This window comes from Hahella sp. CCB-MM4 (genome assembly GCF_002260525.1).
Classification (GTDB): domain Bacteria; phylum Pseudomonadota; class Gammaproteobacteria; order Pseudomonadales; family Oleiphilaceae; genus Hahella.
On the sequence record NZ_MRYI01000021.1, the window covers coordinates 108,258 to 127,126 of the forward strand.

The following is an 18,869-nucleotide window of genomic DNA, read 5'->3' on the forward strand; positions in this document are numbered from 1 at the left end:
TTCTTCAATTTGAGCAGAAACTCAATCAATCACTTCGACTCGCGCGATCTGTCTTTTGGGCGACTTCAGTAACAACAATAACGGAATCGCAGACAGAGTCACAAACATCATCAACCTGAAATCCTGCAAATAGGCCAGCGTTAGCGCCTCACGAGTTACCTGCATATTCAGTGTGGCCAGGCCCTGCACTGAATTCAGGCTATACACCCCAGCCTCAACGGCCTGCTGTAGCGGCTGACTGAACGGGTGAATATAATCCGCAAAGGCCGCATGGTTAATCTGAGTTCTCTGGGATAAATAGGTAATCACCAGGGATATACCAATACTGCTTCCGATGTTACGCATCAGACTGAACAGAGCAGTTCCCTCATTACGGTAATGTGGTGAGAGAGTCGAAAACGCAATGGTCGACAGTGGAACAAAGAGAAAACCCAGCCCGGCCCCCTGAGTTATACCGGTCCATATGATCTCCCAACTGCTGACTTCAGGAGTAAACCTTGTCATTTCCCACAACGCAAAACTGGTCAGCAGCAGACCGGCGAGAATCATATAGCGCGCATCCACCCTTCCAGACAAACGCCCGACAGTCATCATGGCGGCCATGGTGCCAAGCCCTCGCGGAGCCAGGATATATCCCACATCGATCACCGGATACCCCATTAAATTCTGCATAAACGGCGGCAACAGAGCCATGGTAGCCAGGAGAATGACTCCCACCACAAAAATAAAAATCAGGCCCACACTGAAATTGCGATCCCTGAACATTCCCGGCTCGATAAACGGATGCTTATGGGTAAAGATATGCGCAATGAAGAGATAGAAGCCCAGCCCGACCAGCATCGCTTCAATCACCACTTCTCTGCTGGCAAACCAATCGAGCGACTCTCCCCTGTCCAACATCATCTGCAGGGCACCAATTCCGAGACTCAACATGGCAAACCCCATAAGATCAAAACGTTTGGTACGGTCAATCGGAGTCTCACTGACAAAAGCCGCCAATCCAAACCACGCCAGCAATCCAAAAGGAAGGTTGATATAGAACACCCAGCGCCAGTTATAGTATTCGGTCAGCCAGCCGCCGAGCGAAGGCCCCAGAATCGGCCCCACCATTACTCCAACACCCCACATAGCCATTGCGGAACCGTGTTTTTCAGGGGGATAAGTATCCAATAATACCGACTGAGACAAAGGAACCAGGCAAGCTCCGAACACCCCCTGAAGCATTCGGAAGATAACGATCTGATCCAGGCTTTGGGCCGCGCCACACAACATGGAAGCAACTGTAAAGCCGACGACCGACCACATGAAAACCCTTTTGCGACCAAGCCGGGCTGTCAGAAAGCCGGTTAAAGGCATAAAAATCGCAGCGGCGACAATATAGGAAGTCAGAACCCATGAAATCTGGTCCTGGGTCGCCAACATGGAGCCCTGCATATGAGGCAGAGCCACATTGGCTATGGTGGTATCCAGAGCTTGCATGATGGTTGCCAGCATCACCGATACCGTGACAAAAACCGCTTTGCTGCCTTCTGATTGCGCAGGCAATGCGGGAGAGATCGCAGCAGACACAACTTCTACCTCTAGAGAGACACGCCCAGCAATTGGCGACGATAACCGGTATCGATCTCAACGACTGCGCTTAAACCTGCCAACAGTTGCGCCATGGCCCCATCATCAATCAACTTGATTCTGACAGGCACACGCTGCGCCACCTTCACCCAGTTACCGGTCGCATTCTGTGCCGGAAGAACCGAGAACTCAGCCCCGGTCGCAGGACTCAGGCTTTCCACTATCCCTTCCCAGGATCTGTCCGGGTAGGTGTCCACGCGCACCGCAACAGTTTGTCCGGGACGCACATGGGTCAGGTCGGTTTCAATAAAGTTCGCCTCTATCCAGGGTTCTGCACTTGCCACCAATGCCATGATACTGCTACCGGCTGAGACATATTGGCCCGGCTGGGGAATCTTGCTGACTCTCCCTCCAATAGGCGCACGCACAACAGATTTTTCAAGATTAAGTCTGGCCTGATCCAATTCAGAAAGAGCGACCAGATAACTGGGATGGCTTTCTACCGGAGCATCAAGATCCCCACCAAGAGACTCGATAATCCGCCCAAGATCCTGCTTGCTCGCATTTAACTGCTGGAGCGCTAACTGGGAGGTTTGCTGGGCGTTCTCGAGCTGAGAAGCAGAGACATAATGCTTGGCGATAAGATCTTCCTGACGCTTTTGTTCCTTTTTGGCAAAATCAAAGCGAGTTTTCGCCAGATCCACTTCAGCCAACTTTTCCCGATAACTTGCCTTCAAAGCCAGTAAATCTGTTTTCACCTGAGCCAACCTGGCTTCCGCTTTTTTGACCGCCAATTCAAATGTCGCCGGATCAAGCTGCAATAAAGGCTCACCGACATTGACCACCTGATTTTCACGGACCATCACTATCTGAACCATACCGGAGACGTCAGAGCTGACAGAAACTTTGTCCGCTTTAACATAGGCATTATCTGTCTCTACATAACGCCCTCCCAACAGATAGAACACGACTGAGGCTACCGCAACAATCAAGGGTACAACGACCAGGAGAATCACCCTTTTATGGGAACTCCGGTCGGCTTCAACCTCACTCATTACTGCTTTTTCTGCAGGAGTTGGTGCCATGCTCATAAAAATCAAACTCCTCTGAATATATGGGGGTAATGCAAGCTTATCCCTGCATTAAATTACTTCGGATCCTTCGCATAGTTTCCATGAAGGCCTCAACCTCCTGCTCTGACAATCCCTTCAAAGCATTTTCCCGTATGACAGCTGCCACTTCCTTAACTGCCTCAAGATGAGGTTCCGCTCCGGGCAGCAGATAGAGCCTGTAAGCACGCCGATCTTCAGGATCTTTTCGGCGCTCCACAGCTTTCTCTTCTTCAAGCCGATCAATCAATCGCGCCAGAGTAATTGGCTGTATATCCATCAGATCTGCCAGTTCCACCTGTCTGACACCTTCATGCCGGGCAACATATATCAATGTTTTGGCCTCAGCGTGCGTCAGTGAGCTGAGCTCCAGTCTGCTCTGATATGCCCGACGAAGCAGCCGGGCAACATCGTTCACCAGGAAGCCGAGACTATCTTTCTGCAATTTCATAAGCATTCCATTTAGTAAGCTTTGCTTATTATATGCATAACTGATCAACAATCAATCTCTCGTTACATTCGGAGTTTCACCTAGATACCCACAACTATCAGCTGCAGCTCAGCATTCGAGAGAGGGATCAATAACTGAAAAGAAAGAACAAGCAACTGAAGTCACCTCCAATAAAAAGCAATGAGGCACTCAGCAATAAAACTGTCTGAAAAGGAAACTGGAAAAGGAATTGGGAAAGAAAGTAAGGAAAGGAAAGGAATGGAAAGAAAGCTAAGTCAAATTCGGGCGCTGAATGTCAGCGCCCGATCAATTCTGAATCCTATAGATCAGGAAACCTGGTTTCTCGAGTTCAGGCTATTGGGTGTGCCCACAAATCATATTCATCAGCCTCTTCCACCTCTACTCGCAGAATATCGCCAGGCTTGAGGTGAGTCTGCCCATCAAGGAAAACCTGCCCATCAATTTCGGGAGCATCCGCTGTAGACCGGCAAACGGCTCCTTCCTCAACCACCTCATCGACGATCACATCGATTTGTTTGCCCACCTTGGCTTGCAGCCTCGCAGCACTGATACGCTGCTGGACAGCCATAAACCGTTCCCAGCGCTCCTGCTTAACAGATTCTTCCACCTGATCCGGCAAAGCATTCGCCGCAGCCCCTTCCACAGGCGAGTATTTAAAGCAGCCAACCCGGTCCAGTTGAGCTTCTTCCAGAAAATCCAAGAGAATCTGGAAATCCTCTTCGGTCTCGCCAGGAAACCCAACGATAAAGGTGGATCTCAATGTGATATCAGGGCATTGCTCCCGCCACTTTTTGATCCGGTGCAACACTTTTTCCGCATGGGCGGGGCGACGCATATTTTTCAGAACCGAAGGCGAGGCGTGCTGGAACGGAATATCCAGATAGGGAAGGATTTTCCCCTCTGCCATCAACGGAATGACATCATCAACATGCGGATAAGGGTAGACATAATGTAAACGCACCCATATTCCCAGTTTGCCCAACTCTTCACAAAGTTCCTTCATCCGGGTTTTGACCGGGCGGCCTTCCCAGAAACCGGTGCGATATTTCGTGTCCACGCCGTAGGCACTGGTATCCTGAGAAATAACCAGCAGTTCTTTGACACCATTGTCCGCCAATCGCTTAGCCTCACTCAGCACATCGCCGATAGGTCGGCTGACCAGGTCTCCCCTGAACGAGGGAATGATGCAGAAAGTACAACGATGATTACAGCCTTCTGAAATTTTCAGATAGGCATAATGTCGGGGAGTCAGTTTAATACCCGTATCCGGCACCAGACTCATGAATGGATTAAAGTCCGGCTTGGGAACGACCTCATGCACCTGATTCATTACTTCATCATAAGCATGGGGACCACTGACGGCCAAAACATTAGGATGCACTTCACGAATGACGTCCTCCTTGGCCCCCAGACAACCAGTCACAATGACCTTGCCGTTTTCCTGAAGTGCTTCCCCGATAGTATCCAGCGATTCTTTGACAGCACTATCAATGAATCCACAGGTGTTGACCAGAACTACATCTGCTCCCTCGTAGCTTGGGGAGATTTCGTACCCTTCTGTACGAAGCTGGGTCAATATACGTTCAGAGTCTACTGTATTTTTGGGACACCCCAGGCTCACAAAGCCGACTTTTCCGGATTTAGAGGTCATTACCACCTATCTCATCGTTAATGCTGCGTCAAAACAGCAGCTGATCAAAAAACGGGCGCTATTCTACCCAATGACGCTTCAATAAAACAGGCGGACAGAAGGGAGTGTTATTCTTTTGTTTCATCAGAGCCTGCACACTAATTCCTTAGAACCAAATTCCTTAGAACCAATCTGCAGCATGTACTTTCAAAATATTCTAGAAGCGCAACAGCTCTGTTACACCAAATTGCAAAAAGATGTAACAAAAATACTACACATCCGGTGTAAAACGGCGCAAAATGTGCCAACAAGATCAAAAACAGATCAATTTCAAGCTGATAAACTAGTAATAATAAAGTGAATTATCAGTATGCTTTGCTAACTGATTAAAGTGCTCCGTAGCGCTCCAATGGCAGGAAGCTGATCAGGGTTTTGTACGGGAATGTCACCCGCAACGCCTGAGCACTGTTGTTAACAGGTAACAATAAGCTAATGCAAAAGAACCTAAGACACCATTTCAGAGTTCCGGCCGATTTCATCGCCCATCTCCGCACCAATAACGGAGATCAACTTGAGGCCGATATCGTTAATGTTTCACGTGCCGGTTTAATGATTTCCTGTGACCGGGCAACTCTTGAGCTGTTGATGCCAAATGCACTGAGCTTTGCCCCCCTTCAGCCAGGTTGCGTGACGGTGGATTTTTCTCTTCCTCTTGATGAAGAAGGTTTGGTAGCGCTTTCCATGGAAATGCTAATGGTATACACCCGTCGTCTTTCCCGAGATGTGTTCACTATTGGCCTCCAATTCAAGCATCCTACATCTCAGCAATCCGACGTACTTAATACCTACGTCAACGAAAACAAATTAAGAGCCTGATTTAAAGGGATATTTAGTCCTCTTTCAGAGAGGAATCTTTCTCTGTGAGCCTATACTGTGACGGGCCGGCAGCGTTGTGCCTGACCCCTGCTTGGCCGCTTTGACCTATAAAATCATATATCTATATCAAAGCATTCTAAAAATCCCCCTTCTTATAATAAGTCTATTTTTGGTATATTAGCGCACTGTTTAAATTATGGGCGCGCTGTCGTCGTTGTCGCAGATGTAGCGGCAATATTAGACAATAGCGGGAAACTTCAACGGATAGTATTAGAAGATGACTGATTTTAATCTGACTCACCTCAAGCAACTCGAAGCGGAAAGTATTCACATTATTCGTGAAGTAGCCGCCGAGTTCGAACGTCCTGTGATGCTTTACTCTATAGGAAAAGACTCCTCAGTAATGCTTCACCTGGCGCGTAAAGCCTTTTACCCGGGCAAACCACCCTTTCCGTTGATGCATGTCGACACCACCTGGAAATTCCGGGAGATGATTGAATTCCGTGATCGCCAGGCTGAAAAGTTTGGTCTGGATTTGATTGTCCATATAAATGAAGAAGGTGTTCGCCAAGGTATCGGTCCATTTACCCACGGTAGTGCCAAGCACACCGACGTCATGAAAACCGAATCCCTCAAGCAAGCGCTGAACAAATACAAGTTTGACGCGGCCTTTGGTGGCGCCCGTCGGGACGAGGAGAAATCACGAGCGAAGGAACGGGTGTATTCTTTCCGTGACAGCAACCATCGCTGGGATCCGAAAAACCAGCGTCCAGAACTGTGGAATATCTACAACGGAAAAATCAACAAGGGCGAAAGTATCCGGGTATTCCCTTTATCCAACTGGACTGAGCTGGATATCTGGCAATATATCTATCTGGAAAATATTGAAATCGTTCCTCTTTACTACTCTGCCAAGCGTCCGGTCGTCGAGCGCGACGGCATTCTGGTCATGGTCGATGACGACCGCATGCCTTTGAAAGAAGGCGAAACGCCAATGATGAAGGATGTACGCTTCAGAACACTTGGTTGCTACCCCCTGACCGGAGCAGTCGAATCCACGGCTGATACTTTGCCGGAAATCATTCAGGAAATGCTGCTCACCACCAGCTCCGAGCGTCAAGGCCGTGTTATTGACCACGATCAGGCCGGCTCTATGGAGCAAAAGAAACGCGAGGGCTATTTCTAAAGCTGTACGAGCTTTTGGAAATGCATTAGGGCTAAAGAATCAGGAACCAGAATCAAGGCTATGTCACATCAATCGAATCTGATCAGTGAAGATATTCTCGAATACCTCAAGCAGCACGAACACAAAGAGCTGCTTCGTCTGCTGACCTGCGGCAGTGTCGACGACGGAAAAAGCACCCTTATCGGCCGTCTGCTGCACGATTCCAAAATGATCTATGAAGATCAGTTGGAAGCTATCAAAAAAGACAGCGCAAAAGGCGGCAACGCAGGCGAAAAGCTTGACCTGTCCCTTTTGGTGGACGGCCTTCAGGCAGAACGTGAGCAAGGCATCACCATCGATGTTGCCTACCGCTATTTCTCCACTGCCAAACGCAAGTTCATTATTGCCGACACCCCAGGGCACGAACAGTACACCCGCAACATGGCAACCGGCGCATCAACCGCGCAATTGGCCATTATCCTGATTGATGCCCGCCACGGCGTGCTCACCCAGACCAAGCGTCACAGTTTTATCGCTTCCTTGCTGGGTATTGAGCACATTCTTGTCGCGGTCAACAAAATGGACCTGGTTGACTACAGCCAGGAACGTTACGAGGAAATCAAGAAGGATTACCTTGAGTTTGCCAAGGGCATTACCCTGCATGACCTCAAGTTCGTTCCAATTTCCGCCCTGGACGGCGACAACGTAGTAACCAATTCCGACAAAATGTCCTGGTACACAGACCAGCCATTGATGGAAATACTGGAAACCGTTGAAATCGCCAAGGACAAGAACGTCAGTGATTTCCGTTTGCCGGTTCAGTATGTCAACCGTCCCAACCTGGATTTTCGTGGATATAGCGGCACTATCGCTTCGGGCATCATTCGCAAAGGTGATGAGATCATGGCCCTGCCCTCCAGAAAGACCAGCACGGTGGAATCTATCGTGACTTTCGACGGAGAGCTGGAAGAAGCCTTTATCGACCAGGCAGTCACTCTGACTCTGGCAGATGAAATCGATATCAGCCGCGGTGATTTTCTGGTTAAGCCCGATAACGTGCCACCGGTGTCCAACCGCCTGCGCGCCCATATTGTCTGGATGAGTGAAGATGCAATGCTTCCCGGCCGGCAGTATTACATCAAGCACGCTACAACTCTGGCGACCGGTTCCGTTAGTAAGATTCACCATCTGATTGACGTCAATACAATGGAAGAGTCTTCCAGCGACAAGATGAATCTGAACGAAATCGGCTTGTGTGAGGTCACGCTGAATCAACCACTGGCATTTGATCCCTACAATCGTAATCGGGGCACAGGCGCCTTTATCATTATCGACCGCCTGAGCAATGTCACCATCGGCGCCGGTATGATAGAAGCAGCGGTAGATGATGCGGACATCACGGCATTCGCCCCGATCAGCGATGCAGAAAGAGAGGCACGCAACGGTCACAAGCCTGGCGTTATCAGTGTTTCAGGGAAAGTCGTAGATAAGCTGGCCCACGCCCTGGAGCGCAATCTGTTTGAACGCGGGTGCGCGGTCATTGCTCTGGAACAGGCAATCTCAGCTGAATCCATAGACGCTCTTCAGAAGGCAGGACTCTTGGTCATCCTGACCCAGGAAGTAGAAGGCATCTCTTTTGTGGCGAGCGCTTCTGCGGATGACGAGGCAAACATCTCCAAGGCACTCGGACACATTATTGGAGAGCTGAGAAAAGGACACTACCTCAAGTAGCCACTTTTCACCTCCTACCGTCCAGCCTCCTTTTAGAGGCCCGGAAGTATCCGGGCCTCTTTAGTTATACATGCTAAAACAATTCTTATGCGCACCAGAGCGACTATTTTAGTTTGCATAACAATGAGCACCTTTAGTTTGTATAACCATGAACAACAGTTTGTATAACCATGAGCACCACTGACTGACAGCCATTAAGGGATTTTCCGTCCTTTGAAAACGGCATAATGCCTTGCCAGTCCGCCCGAAAGATTTACAATGCCCCCTTTGCATCCCCATAAATGATTGAGGAGTCTCAATGGCTATTCGCGAACTTTGCATTCAAACGCTGGAAAAATTCGCCGAAGAAGAACCCAGCCAGATCAAAAATCCGGACAGCCTGCCACCCTCTAACGCTGACGTGGATTCGGTATACCACACGCTTCGACGCCTGTTTGCCGGCAAAGCGGGCAAAGGTTTCGGAAAGCTACACATGCAGGCCGAGCACACTGTTGTCGGCCCTTGGATAAAAGAGTGGTATGAAGGGAAGATACCCTTTGCCTCGATGACCAAGAACGCTCTTGGCGCTATCAAAGAACGGCTGGACCCTGTTCCCCTTGTCACCCAAAGCTATTTGATGTGGGTACATGACCAGCAAGGTGAGGCGCGCAACCTGTTTCTGTTTATCATTGAGAGCAGCGTTACCCAGGCCATCACCTCTGATCTGACGCTAGAGCCCATTGAACACCTTGACCCTCAGGGCATGAGCTTTGGTATCCGACTTGAGCTTGGCCCTCTGTTTGATCCGGCCAATGCAGAAAACAAAGAGGATGCAGTCACTGTTTATCTGCAAAAGAGCATGCGCAAACTAGGCGAAGCCGCCTGTCACGCGTTTGGTTTCGCCAGCTTGGTCGACACAGCAAAGCAGACGGAAGCCATGCTGACCGGGATAGAACGCTTTACTGAGCAATTGGACGCCAAGACGGCTGCTCAATTTAAGAAGAAAGCAGTAGAGTTTTGTCACGATCAGGAAAAAATGGGGGAAGCCGTTGAGCTTGATGAGCTATCACTGAGTCTCGACGAACAGCAGCCAGAGCGGTTTGCCCGCTTTGTTCGTGAAAACCTTCCTGACACACCGACAACCATGCGCCCGGACAGCCGAAAACTGAAACAGTTGGTAAGATTTGCCGGACGCGGACACGGTGTCAGCCTGTCATTCTCTTCAGACGTTATCAACGAGAGCATCATCTACGATGACAGCAAGGACACGCTGATCATTACTGATATCCCCAAAGCGCTGAAAGCCCAGCTCAAACGATACCTGAGCCAACAGGGTGAAGGTTCTGAAAGTGATGGCGAAGAAGGCTAAAAGTCAGGACAAAGTGGTTAAAGGTCAGGACGAAGGGGGCTGAAATCCAGTCCTCAGCCACGCAACAAAATCCTCAATTCCCATAGGGCGCGCGATAAAGTATCCCTGCACGGTATCGCAGCCGATATCCACCACGCAGTCGAAAACATCTCGGGTTTCCACCCCTTCTGCAACCACCTTCATGTTGAAATCACGCGCCAGCTGTATCGACGAACGAACAATGGCGCCGCCATGGGAGTGGCTTGTCGCCACCTCACTGACAAATCCCCGATCGATCTTCAATTCGCTGAACGGGATTTCCTTCAGGCGATCAAGCGAGGAATACCCGGTACCAAAATCGTCGATTGACAGGGAAAAGCCTAACAAATGAAGCCGGGTGAGCACCTCCAGCATATTGCTCCGGCGCCTCGATATCCGTGATTCCGTTACTTCCAACGTAATTTGCGAAGGCGATACGCCATATTTCTGCAGCAGCTCCTCAAGAAGATTGGGGAGCTCACGGTCCTCCAGGGTTTCCACCGAGAAATTTATCGCATAGTGAAAGTTCGGCCATTCGGGCTGTAGACGCTTGATATCCTGCAATACCAGCATTAAGAGCTGAAAGGTCAGACGGTCCATCAATCCATATTCTTCGGCAACAGGAATAAAGAAAAATGGTGCCAGATAGCCTCGGGTGGAATCCTTCCAACGAGCCAGTACTTCCACACCAGTGACTCTTTGCCGGTGGACATCCCATTTGGGCTGATAGAACGGGCAAAGCGCCGTCTCCAGGTCTGCCTCTACACGTTCCGGGGAAAGAGGACGTAAAGCAATCGGGGTGGATGTGTCTTCATAGTGATGGGTTTCTCTACCCAGAAGAAGCGATTTCAGCTCTTTCAATTGAACCGGCTTTTTAAGCCTGCCCATCATGTTAAGAGACTGGGACTCAGCCAGATGGTGGACAGTATCGAGAACCCTCTGATCTTCCCCACTGACGATGATAATCCCTCCCTTGAACTCGATCGCGGCAAGTTCATTTAAAAAGGAAGGTCCGTCCAATTGCGGCATGCGGAGGTCACATAACAGCACGTCCGGCTGATTTTCCCCCTTCTTGATTAGGTCAAGCGCTGATTTACTGCTAGAGGTCGTAGTGACTCTTGCAACGCCAATTCGCGCCAGCTGATGCTCCATGACCTTCAGCAGTGTTGGGTCATCATCGACCACAAGAACGGTTAAGTGCGATAGCACATGGCTCCCCTAATTCACTTAATTGCCTGCCAGGCAGTGTTTGTCTGCGCCACACCAGCGTCTGCTGACACCAAAGGCTGCGCCTGACATTACAACACGCTTGCTCACAGACTCGAACATACTTGTGAAAAGCATAGTTCTCCGCCTTAAAAAAGTCATGCCAGGTACAACGGAAAACAGACAGACTTCAACTATTCGGTCAAATCTCTTACCGGCTTCTGCCAAATGTCATGAGGTCATATCCACTTGCTTACAAATCCTCTCACTAATCATTCGCACGGCCTCTTCTGCAGGCCTGGCTTCTGAAAAGTAAAATCCCTGGATCTCCTGACACCCGAGTTTCTTAAGATATTCCAGCTGACAGGCAGTCTCCACACCTTCAGCAACAATGTTCAGTTTCAAACCATGAGCCATGGCAATAATCGCGTTTACAATACAGGCTTCATCGTTGTCCTGGATGTCCTGCACAAAGGTTTTATCAACTTTCAGCGTATTGATAGGCAAGCGGTTCAGGCAGCTCAGAGAGGAATAACCGGTACCGAAATCATCAATGGCAATGGTCACCCCATAGCCTGCGATCTCGCGAAGCTTACCAACCAGGGACTCCAGGTCAGACATGATCATATTTTCGGTCAGCTCAATCTCCAGATTCTCCGGGGGAAATTGAAGCTCATCCAGCATCCCTTTCAGCATTGGAACGAATTGTGGGTGCTCAATCTGAGCCATGGCGAAGTTCACTGCCAGACGTATACTTCCGTAGCCTTCATCCAGCCACTTCTTGACCTCGATACAGGCATTCCGCAACACCCATTCACTGATATCCACGATCAGTTTGGTCTCTTCGGCCAGAGGTATAAACTGCCCGGGATATAAAATACCGCGTGTGGGGTGATGCCAGCGAACAAGCGCCTCAACCCCAATAATCTCTCCATTGGCCGAGCTGATCTGGGGCTGGTAGTAAACCCGAAACTCTCCATTTTCCAGAGCCTTTCGCATGTCCCGCTCAATCTCAAGACGATTAGCGGCGTTCACCACCATAGAATCAGAAAAGAACTGGTAACCCTCTTTCCCCCGCCCCTTCACATGGTACATGGCAATATCGGCATTCTGGATCAACTGCTCCATGTTGGTTCCAGCTTCGGGATATACCGCGATTCCCACGCTGACGCCGACAAAAGCCTCATGCTCACCCAGCATGAAGGGCTCCTTCAACACATTGATCACCTTGCGGGCAACCTGACGGGCATCCTCCCGCCCACTGATCTCTGGCAGCAATAATACGAATTCATCACCACCAAACCTGGAAAGCGTGTCTCCTTCCCGCAAACACTTTTGCAGCCTCAGAGCGACCGATTGCAACAACCGATCTCCCATGGCATGGCCCAATGTATCATTCACCACCTTGAAGCGGTCGAGATCGAGGAACAGCACTGCCAGTCGATGCTGACGCCGCCGACAATGTGCTATCGCCATATTCAGACGGTCTTTGAACAAGGCACGGTTAGGGAGTCGCGTCAGCAAATCGTGATACGCCTGAAAATTAATAAAGTCTTCGGCTTCTTTTCGTTCTGTTATATCCCTGGCTGATCCATAGATACCTATAAAATATTGTGGATCGTCTGATTTACCGGGCAGATTGTCAGCCTCTGGGCTCGGGGCTTGACCCGCCTTCGCTGCAAACGTATCCCGGGTGATAGGGAATACCGTCAACTCAAAATGGCGGGTAGCGTGCTTGTCTCCCCGAGGGCGGATATTGATTTCAATGTTGCGGATCGTGCAATTGCCTTTGTCGAAATCCTTCGTACTTTCTTTCAACCGAGCTAATTCGCTGGGGTCCAAAACCATACGAAAGTGTTTTCCGACCAAATCCTTTCGCTTATATCCCAGCAGAGCCTCAGCCTTATTATTAACAAAAGTGAAGCGCCCTTCCCGGTCGAGCATAAATACGATATCTGGAGAGCTGTTGACAATATAGCGGTGCAAAACACTCGATTTTTGTAAACGCTCATGCATCGTGGCATGTTCGCGCTCCAGCTGACGCTTCTGCAGCACTCGCTGAATGGTCGCCTGCAACTCTTCCGGCGCAAACGGCTTTTTAATGTAGTCTTCAGCGCCTCTTCGTAACGCTGTGCTCACCGCCGAGAACGAGGTTTCACCACTCACCACAACGATGGAGGTGCCGATGTCCCGATCAGCCATGAACCGCATGACCTGATGCCCGTTAAGGTCATCCATGCGCAGATCCAGCAATGCCAGGTCATACCTTTGTTCAACCAGCATCTGGCAGGCCTTTCTCCCGCCGGAAGCAGTGTCCACTCTATATCCCATCCGCTCAAGCAGCATCTGAAGACTATCCAGCATGCGCTGTTCATCATCCACGACAAGTATTTTGGTCTGCCTACGTGAGTCTATGGGTGTAGCTTCCTTTAACATTACTCAGGATTCTCTATGCTGAACACGACAACTGTCACTGATTCGAGGACTCCTTCCCGTCGCCAGCCGGCTTCGCGGGAAGAAGGAGTTCAAATTCAGTGCCAAGCCGACTGCTACGACAACTGATACTGCCCTTCATATCATTAACCAGATTTCTTGATATGCTGAGCCCAAGACCAGAATGACCTTCGCCTTTAGTGGTTTTTCCAGGTTCAAACAGATTGGACAGGATCCCCTCCGGAATGCCGGAACCAGTATCTTTAATCACTATTTCAATAAAATTTCGACCATTGACGTTAACCTGATGATCCGTACGGATGAGCAGATCCCCGCCATCCGGCATGGCTTCAACCGCATTTTTGATCAGGTTCACCAACACCTGCCGAAGATAGCGGCGCTGTCCGATTTGAGGCTGTAACTTCTCATCGAGCTCTAATTCGCAGGCAATACCATGACTGACAAAACTGGATGAAGAGAACAGCTTCACCAGATCTCTGATTTCACGATTAACATCCAGGCTACCGGTAGCAACCTCCTCCGGATCTCTGAGATCCCGCAATCGCATCAGGATTTGGCCGGCGCGATCTATCTCTTCGCGAATAATGACCAGTTCCTGCTGTTCAATTCCCTGGTCAGTCAATTTAGCAGATAGTATTTCCAGATAATTGCGCACGATTGCCAACGGGTTATTGGCTTCATGGGCTATTTCACGAAGACGCATTTGCAGGTCCTCATGAGAGTATTCAGCGGCGATTTTTTCGGCGGCCTGCAGAACATCCTTACAACGGTTACCCGCAGCGTTGGCAAATAGCTGCAGAATTCGCCGGAGAGAATCCGAAAGCTCAGGAGACTTGACCGAACCCAGCACCATCACCCCTACCGCTTTGTCTTTGGAGTGCATGGGGACACACACCATATCACTGGTTTGCAGCATACTCAGGAAGTGTTGATCAACTACCGGTAGCTCTTCCACCGAACCCTGCCAATCAGAGGATGTCAGAATCCTGTCTTGCAACACCGCTGCTGCCAACAGACTTCGGTCAGGTTTCAGTGGAACCTTCAATTCAACAGGCGGACTTTCTTCACCTGCAGTCAAAGCATCCTCTACCTGGTCAGACAGCTGATTTTGATTCCAGAAAAGTAGTGCACCTTCAGATTCGTCGGTAAGCAGAATACGTACAGCCGGAAAGCCGAAAAGCAGGTAGCCGACCTCTTCAATCGCGCGATGCACCTGTTGCAGGGACATTGCCTCTTCCAGATGCTGCTGGGCAGATCTCACCAGACTAAGTGCGCGAATATGCTTGGCCAGTAGAATTCTTTGGCGTTCGTCACTCTCCTGCCCAACCTCTGCATCGGTATCGCCAGCCAATTCTATTTGCAGTGACTGGGCAACAGAGAGAACCTCTTCCCTGATACGCTGCTGAATTTCCTCTACCAGGGCCGGCGTCAATCCAAACAGTTTTTCAGCGGAATCCAGTGCACTGTTGCCTGTACCTGACGTCTCATCCCTGCTTAAATGGCTCGCCAGATGTATAATCTTGACCAAGTGATGAGCATCCAGGACCAGGGAGACCGGCGCTCGATGATACTTGATCGCTGCGGTCGCGAAATCGCCCTGCCCCCACTTACCTAACAACCAGGCACCCACCTCGGCCTGGTTCATTCCAAACGTTTCGCTCTCATATTGCAGCCATCTGCTGATATCTCTACCGCTATCCTGCAGTTCCGCAAACTCCGCGGGAAAATTATTTTTCAACACCAGCTCGCCAATGTTATGCAACAAGCCGATCAAGTAGGCATGTTCCGGCTGCGGGTAGCTGGTTAACGTCGCAATAGCCTTGGCAAATAGAGCTGTCGTCAGAGAATTGTTCCAGAAGGATTTTAAATACTGGGTTTGACTGGTATTGAATTCGGAAAAGAACTGTTGAATGGAAACCGTTATCGCAATGGTTTTGATCCGCTCAGTGCCTATCACCAAAAGCGCCCGGTCAACGGACGTCGCATGATTCTCCCGCAAGTAGGAAGGGGAATTGGCAACCGCTATAACCTTCGCCGCCATGACAGAATCCCGGCTGATAATTTCGGATATCTGCCTGAAATTAAAAGAAGGGTTCAGGCAGGCATCAAGAATCTCAGTCAGCACATGTGGAAGCGTCGGCAGCTTATTGACTTTTAGCTCTTCAAACAGAAGGTCGTAACGACTTGTCATATAATAAGTCCGCAATATACCCTGTGGACTAGGCCTTTTGATTTATCAGCTACCAAATCAGATGATCAACATCGTCCGGAATTGCTAAGCAGCACACTTTTTATAGCCCAAATTGATGATTGAATTTTTGTAGAGTTCAGGGTATCTGAAGATTACTACGTCTGACTATCCATGCAAAGGCCCCACCGCAACAAACGCGTGTTTTCATTGCGTTTTGTCTGCATTTTACAATTGTTGATGTTTAACCGGCTAAAAATCGGACAATTCGCGCTATCCTCTGCCATCTGCCGACATAGCCGGAACGTTCTACATAACGCGGATACAGGCTGGTAACCTCAACACTTTAGACTGATAACAATTGCAATGGAGCCTGCAGCCTAACGACAACTTTCGGAGCAACTTTTTTGAGTAGAGACGTTCAGAACGTGATTTCGGAAATCCCGGGCAAAACGGACAAACGACCGCGAGTCATCGCCGTCACCAGCGGCAAAGGTGGCGTGGGAAAAACCAGCGTTTCCGTTAATCTGGCAATCGCCCTTGCCCGCACATCATCAAGAGTCTGCCTGTTTGATGCAGACATGAGTCTCGCCAACGTCAATATTATGCTGGGGGTATCCCCCCACTTTACTCTGGAACATGTCCTGACTGGTGAAAAGAGCCTTGACGACATCATGATTTCAGGCCCCAAGGGGGTAAAAATTGTTCCGGGCGCCTCAGGGTTCGTCCATTGCGTGGATTGGGACCAGCATCAGCAACGGTTGCTGGTTTCCGCTTTACAGTCTATGGAACCCCAATTTGAATACATCATCATTGACACGGCCGCCGGCATTTCCCCCAACGTAATGCATTTTATCGGCGCAGCCCAACTGGCAACTGTGGTCATCACGCCAGAACCCACTTCCCTGACAGATGCCTTTTCCCTATTGAAGGCGCTTAAACGCCGGGGTTATAAACGAGGAGTACAGGTTATCCTGAACATGGCACAGGATGCCCGTTCTGCGGCTCGCATCTATCGACGGTTTGAAGCCGCCGTGGACAAATACCTCGGCCTGCCCACAGAGTTCATGGGGTCAGTATGGATGGATCCGGCGATGCGCAATGCGGTATCCAATCAGCAACCCGTCACCCTGCTCCCGTCTTCAGATCCTTCCTGCCGAACCTTCTTCCGGCTGGCACAGCGCCTGGTTGAGATTTTTGACCAGAGGGATTTATCCAGGCACTCCTTCGCAGCTTATTGGCAACGCCTGATCCGGCACAGCATTGGCAAACAGAAACAGACAGCCACTCCTCAACAGCCAGCCCATGCAGATACGGCAGAATCCCGCTGGCAGCATGCACGCACAGGAGTATCTGAGTTATCACAGCATCCGGATACCACACCGGAACAAATCTTGGAACTGATGACGATCTGTCTTCGGGATTACAAAAAGCCCCTTGGCGGCGATTCTGCGGAACTCGCCCTGGCAATCCTGCACAAGCTACAGCCGGATGACCTGAAAGACGAACAGAAGCTTCGGCTTATCCTGAGATCCGAGCAGTTGGCCGGAAAGCAGGAGGATCCAGCGCTATTGTCTGCAGAAAAGCATCAGTATGATGAGAAGGGGTTTGGTGACCAGGAGCATTTGATCAGGAAAATCCGCGCATCTTCCTCCCAGCAGACACTGAACAATCTTCTGGAATCGATCAGATACGCTTCATTGGCTCGAAACTCAGACTGATCCAGCCGCAATTTTACGCATCTTTTCCCACCACTCAGGGGGAGCAATGACAGCCCCGGCATCATCCATGACAGGATAGGCCTCGCCTATAGCGTCACACTTGGCGGCATATACCGGGTGAGTCCAGCGAAAGAGAAAGTGGTGATATTCTTCATCACTCAGCCTTTGCTGCTCGTAGTATCCTGCATTATCCCGTTGCCTGTGAGCCTCTTCCAGAATAATGGCAGCCGCCACGGAGACATTGAAAGAAGCCACCATTCCTCGCATCGGAATGATCACATGCTCATCTGCCAATTCTGCCGCTTCCTGACTGACACCGTGCTTTTCCGCCCCGACCAGCAATGCGCAAGGACTGACATAATCGATCTTTCGATAATCAATAGCACGCTCAGAGAAATGGGCCGCATAAATCCTGTAGCCTTGGGACTTCAGTAACTGGGCAGCTTCAGCGGTATTCGAGTGCCTATGAAGCTCCACATAACGTTCACTGCCCTTGGAAGTTCCCTTGGGAAATCGATCATGCTCCCAGGGCCATACCATGTGTAGGTGGGCAACCCCAACAGCATCTGCGCTGCGCATCACCGCGGCAATGTTATGCGGCTTGTGAACCTTCTCGGCAATCACACGCAGATCAGGCTGGCGCTGATCCAGCACCTGCCTGAATTTGTGGAATCGGGATTGATTAATCATGAATTGAAAAGAAGAATTAAATGACGGCTATTTGTCCGACTGTTATTTATCTGATTTCACAGGCGGCCTGGGAAAGCTCGCGACGGTTCCACCTTTGGCATTGCTGACCTTTGCAGTTCCCTGCTGTTCCACCTCATCTATTCGAATAATGGAGGTCATTGGGATATAGGAACGCTTAACACCGGCAAATTCATTCTTCAGCTTCTCCTCACCAGGATCGACCAAAAGTTGCGAACGCTCACCGAAAAGCCAGGTTTCCACCTCGATAAAACCATATAAATCACTGTTATACACCTTACTGGCATATAACTCGTATATTTCATCTTCGTTTATATATATAACGCGATAAATCATTCTTTGTGTCATGAATATCCAACATCTAGCAAGTGAGACACGTTTCGAATTCTGAATGTAGCAGCGTATAGCTACTGTAGCTATGTATAGATGGCATCGCCATGAGCTACAACTACAAAAGCTGTATAGACAACGTCTTGTATGGGACAGTATCGGCACGCGCTACAAAGAGGTGCGCGATAATAGCACAATCCCCAAAAAATATACCTAGGGAGACTCTGAATAACTCCCCAAATCAGTCATAATACGGCCAAGCTAACTCATCAGGAATACTTTCCATGGAACAGATGACCTTCTCCGAAGCCGAATACCAGAATAAGAAGCGTAAAACCCGTCGG

At 49.7% G+C, this 18,869-nt stretch carries 14 protein-coding genes; 5 read left to right on the forward strand and 9 right to left on the reverse strand.

Annotated features, from left to right (window positions below):
* Positions 1 to 21: 21 nt before the first annotated feature.
* The 4 genes from BTA51_RS25805 to rimO form a co-directional block, all read right to left on the reverse strand.
* Positions 22 to 1,569 (reverse strand): DHA2 family efflux MFS transporter permease subunit, encoded by a 1,548-nt coding sequence (locus BTA51_RS25805; RefSeq protein WP_094711968.1) that lies wholly within the window; start codon positions 1,567 to 1,569, stop codon positions 22 to 24.
* Positions 1,570 to 1,580: 11 nt separating this feature from the next.
* Positions 1,581 to 2,660, reverse strand: a complete 1,080-nt coding sequence (locus BTA51_RS25810) for an HlyD family secretion protein (RefSeq protein WP_210404922.1) — start codon at positions 2,658 to 2,660, stop codon at positions 1,581 to 1,583.
* Positions 2,661 to 2,700: 40 nt separating this feature from the next.
* Entirely contained in the window at positions 2,701 to 3,129 is a 429-nt protein-coding gene (locus BTA51_RS25815) for a MarR family winged helix-turn-helix transcriptional regulator (RefSeq protein WP_094711969.1), read from the reverse strand.
* 349 nt (positions 3,130 to 3,478) lie between these two features.
* Positions 3,479 to 4,801, reverse strand: a complete 1,323-nt coding sequence (gene rimO, locus BTA51_RS25820; protein ID WP_094711970.1) for a 30S ribosomal protein S12 methylthiotransferase RimO — start codon at positions 4,799 to 4,801, stop codon at positions 3,479 to 3,481.
* 471 nt (positions 4,802 to 5,272) lie between these two features.
* Between rimO and BTA51_RS25825 the strand changes: the two genes are divergently transcribed.
* The 4 genes from BTA51_RS25825 to BTA51_RS25840 all read left to right on the forward strand — a co-directional run bounded on the left by BTA51_RS25825 (position 5,273) and on the right by BTA51_RS25840 (position 9,900).
* Positions 5,273 to 5,656 (forward strand): PilZ domain-containing protein, encoded by a 384-nt coding sequence (locus tag BTA51_RS25825; RefSeq protein ID WP_094711971.1) that lies wholly within the window; start codon positions 5,273 to 5,275, stop codon positions 5,654 to 5,656.
* 277 nt (positions 5,657 to 5,933) lie between these two features.
* A complete protein-coding gene (gene cysD, locus BTA51_RS25830) occupies positions 5,934 to 6,842 on the forward strand; it encodes a sulfate adenylyltransferase subunit CysD (protein WP_094711972.1) in 909 nt (302 codons plus the stop codon).
* Positions 6,843 to 6,902: 60 nt separating this feature from the next.
* Entirely contained in the window at positions 6,903 to 8,552 is a 1,650-nt protein-coding gene (gene cysN, locus BTA51_RS25835) for a sulfate adenylyltransferase subunit CysN (RefSeq protein WP_094711973.1), read from the forward strand.
* A 298-nt stretch (positions 8,553 to 8,850) separates the two neighbouring features.
* Positions 8,851 to 9,900 (forward strand): nucleoid-associated protein, encoded by a 1,050-nt coding sequence (locus BTA51_RS25840; protein ID WP_094711974.1) that lies wholly within the window; start codon positions 8,851 to 8,853, stop codon positions 9,898 to 9,900.
* A 24-nt stretch (positions 9,901 to 9,924) separates the two neighbouring features.
* Here the strand turns inward: BTA51_RS25840 and BTA51_RS25845 are convergent, their stop codons facing one another.
* From BTA51_RS25845 to BTA51_RS25855, 3 genes are all read right to left on the reverse strand, one after another.
* Positions 9,925 to 11,127, reverse strand: coding sequence for an EAL domain-containing protein (locus BTA51_RS25845; protein ID WP_141215678.1), 1,203 nt, complete (start codon positions 11,125 to 11,127; stop codon positions 9,925 to 9,927).
* 228 nt (positions 11,128 to 11,355) lie between these two features.
* Positions 11,356 to 13,560, reverse strand: coding sequence for an EAL domain-containing protein (locus BTA51_RS25850; RefSeq protein ID WP_094711976.1), 2,205 nt, complete (start codon positions 13,558 to 13,560; stop codon positions 11,356 to 11,358).
* A gap of 34 nt (positions 13,561 to 13,594) precedes the next feature.
* Positions 13,595 to 15,769: an HDOD domain-containing protein gene (locus BTA51_RS25855; protein WP_094711977.1), complete on the reverse strand. Its 2,175-nt coding sequence runs from the start codon at positions 15,767 to 15,769 to the stop codon at positions 13,595 to 13,597.
* A gap of 404 nt (positions 15,770 to 16,173) precedes the next feature.
* On the opposite strand from BTA51_RS25855, the gene BTA51_RS25860 reads away from it, so the two are divergent.
* On the forward strand, positions 16,174 to 17,487 hold the full coding sequence (locus BTA51_RS25860) for a MinD/ParA family protein (RefSeq protein ID WP_094711978.1): 1,314 nt from the start codon (positions 16,174 to 16,176) through the stop codon (positions 17,485 to 17,487).
* Here the strand turns inward: BTA51_RS25860 and trmH are convergent.
* Both trmH and BTA51_RS25870 read right to left on the reverse strand, forming a co-directional pair.
* Complete coding sequence (gene trmH, locus BTA51_RS25865; RefSeq protein WP_094711979.1) at positions 17,479 to 18,177, reverse strand: tRNA (guanosine(18)-2'-O)-methyltransferase TrmH; 699 nt, start codon at positions 18,175 to 18,177, stop codon at positions 17,479 to 17,481. The two genes, BTA51_RS25860 and trmH, sit on opposite strands and share 9 nt — an antisense overlap.
* Before the next feature lie 42 nt (positions 18,178 to 18,219).
* Positions 18,220 to 18,543, reverse strand: coding sequence for a DUF1820 family protein (locus BTA51_RS25870; RefSeq protein ID WP_094711980.1), 324 nt, complete (start codon positions 18,541 to 18,543; stop codon positions 18,220 to 18,222).
* Positions 18,544 to 18,869 lie beyond the last annotated feature (326 nt).

Excerpts from the sequence above, each read along its gene's own strand:
- BTA51_RS25810 (WP_210404922.1), bottom strand. The coding sequence starts at position 2,660 with ATGAGCATGGCACCAACTCCTGCAGAAAAAGCAGTAATGAGTGAGGTT.
- BTA51_RS25815 (WP_094711969.1), bottom strand. The coding sequence starts at position 3,129 with ATGAAATTGCAGAAAGATAGTCTCGGCTTCCTGGTGAACGATGTTGCC.
- rimO (WP_094711970.1), bottom strand. The coding sequence starts at position 4,801 with ATGACCTCTAAATCCGGAAAAGTCGGCTTTGTGAGCCTGGGGTGTCCC.
- BTA51_RS25825 (WP_094711971.1), top strand. The coding sequence starts at position 5,273 with ATGCAAAAGAACCTAAGACACCATTTCAGAGTTCCGGCCGATTTCATC.
- cysD (WP_094711972.1), top strand. The coding sequence starts at position 5,934 with ATGACTGATTTTAATCTGACTCACCTCAAGCAACTCGAAGCGGAAAGT.
- cysN (WP_094711973.1), top strand. The coding sequence starts at position 6,903 with ATGTCACATCAATCGAATCTGATCAGTGAAGATATTCTCGAATACCTC.
- BTA51_RS25840 (WP_094711974.1), top strand. The coding sequence starts at position 8,851 with ATGGCTATTCGCGAACTTTGCATTCAAACGCTGGAAAAATTCGCCGAA.
- BTA51_RS25850 (WP_094711976.1), bottom strand. The coding sequence starts at position 13,560 with ATGTTAAAGGAAGCTACACCCATAGACTCACGTAGGCAGACCAAAATA.
- BTA51_RS25855 (WP_094711977.1), bottom strand. The coding sequence starts at position 15,769 with ATGACAAGTCGTTACGACCTTCTGTTTGAAGAGCTAAAAGTCAATAAG.
- trmH (WP_094711979.1), bottom strand. The coding sequence starts at position 18,177 with ATGATTAATCAATCCCGATTCCACAAATTCAGGCAGGTGCTGGATCAG.
- BTA51_RS25870 (WP_094711980.1), bottom strand. The coding sequence starts at position 18,543 with ATGACACAAAGAATGATTTATCGCGTTATATATATAAACGAAGATGAA.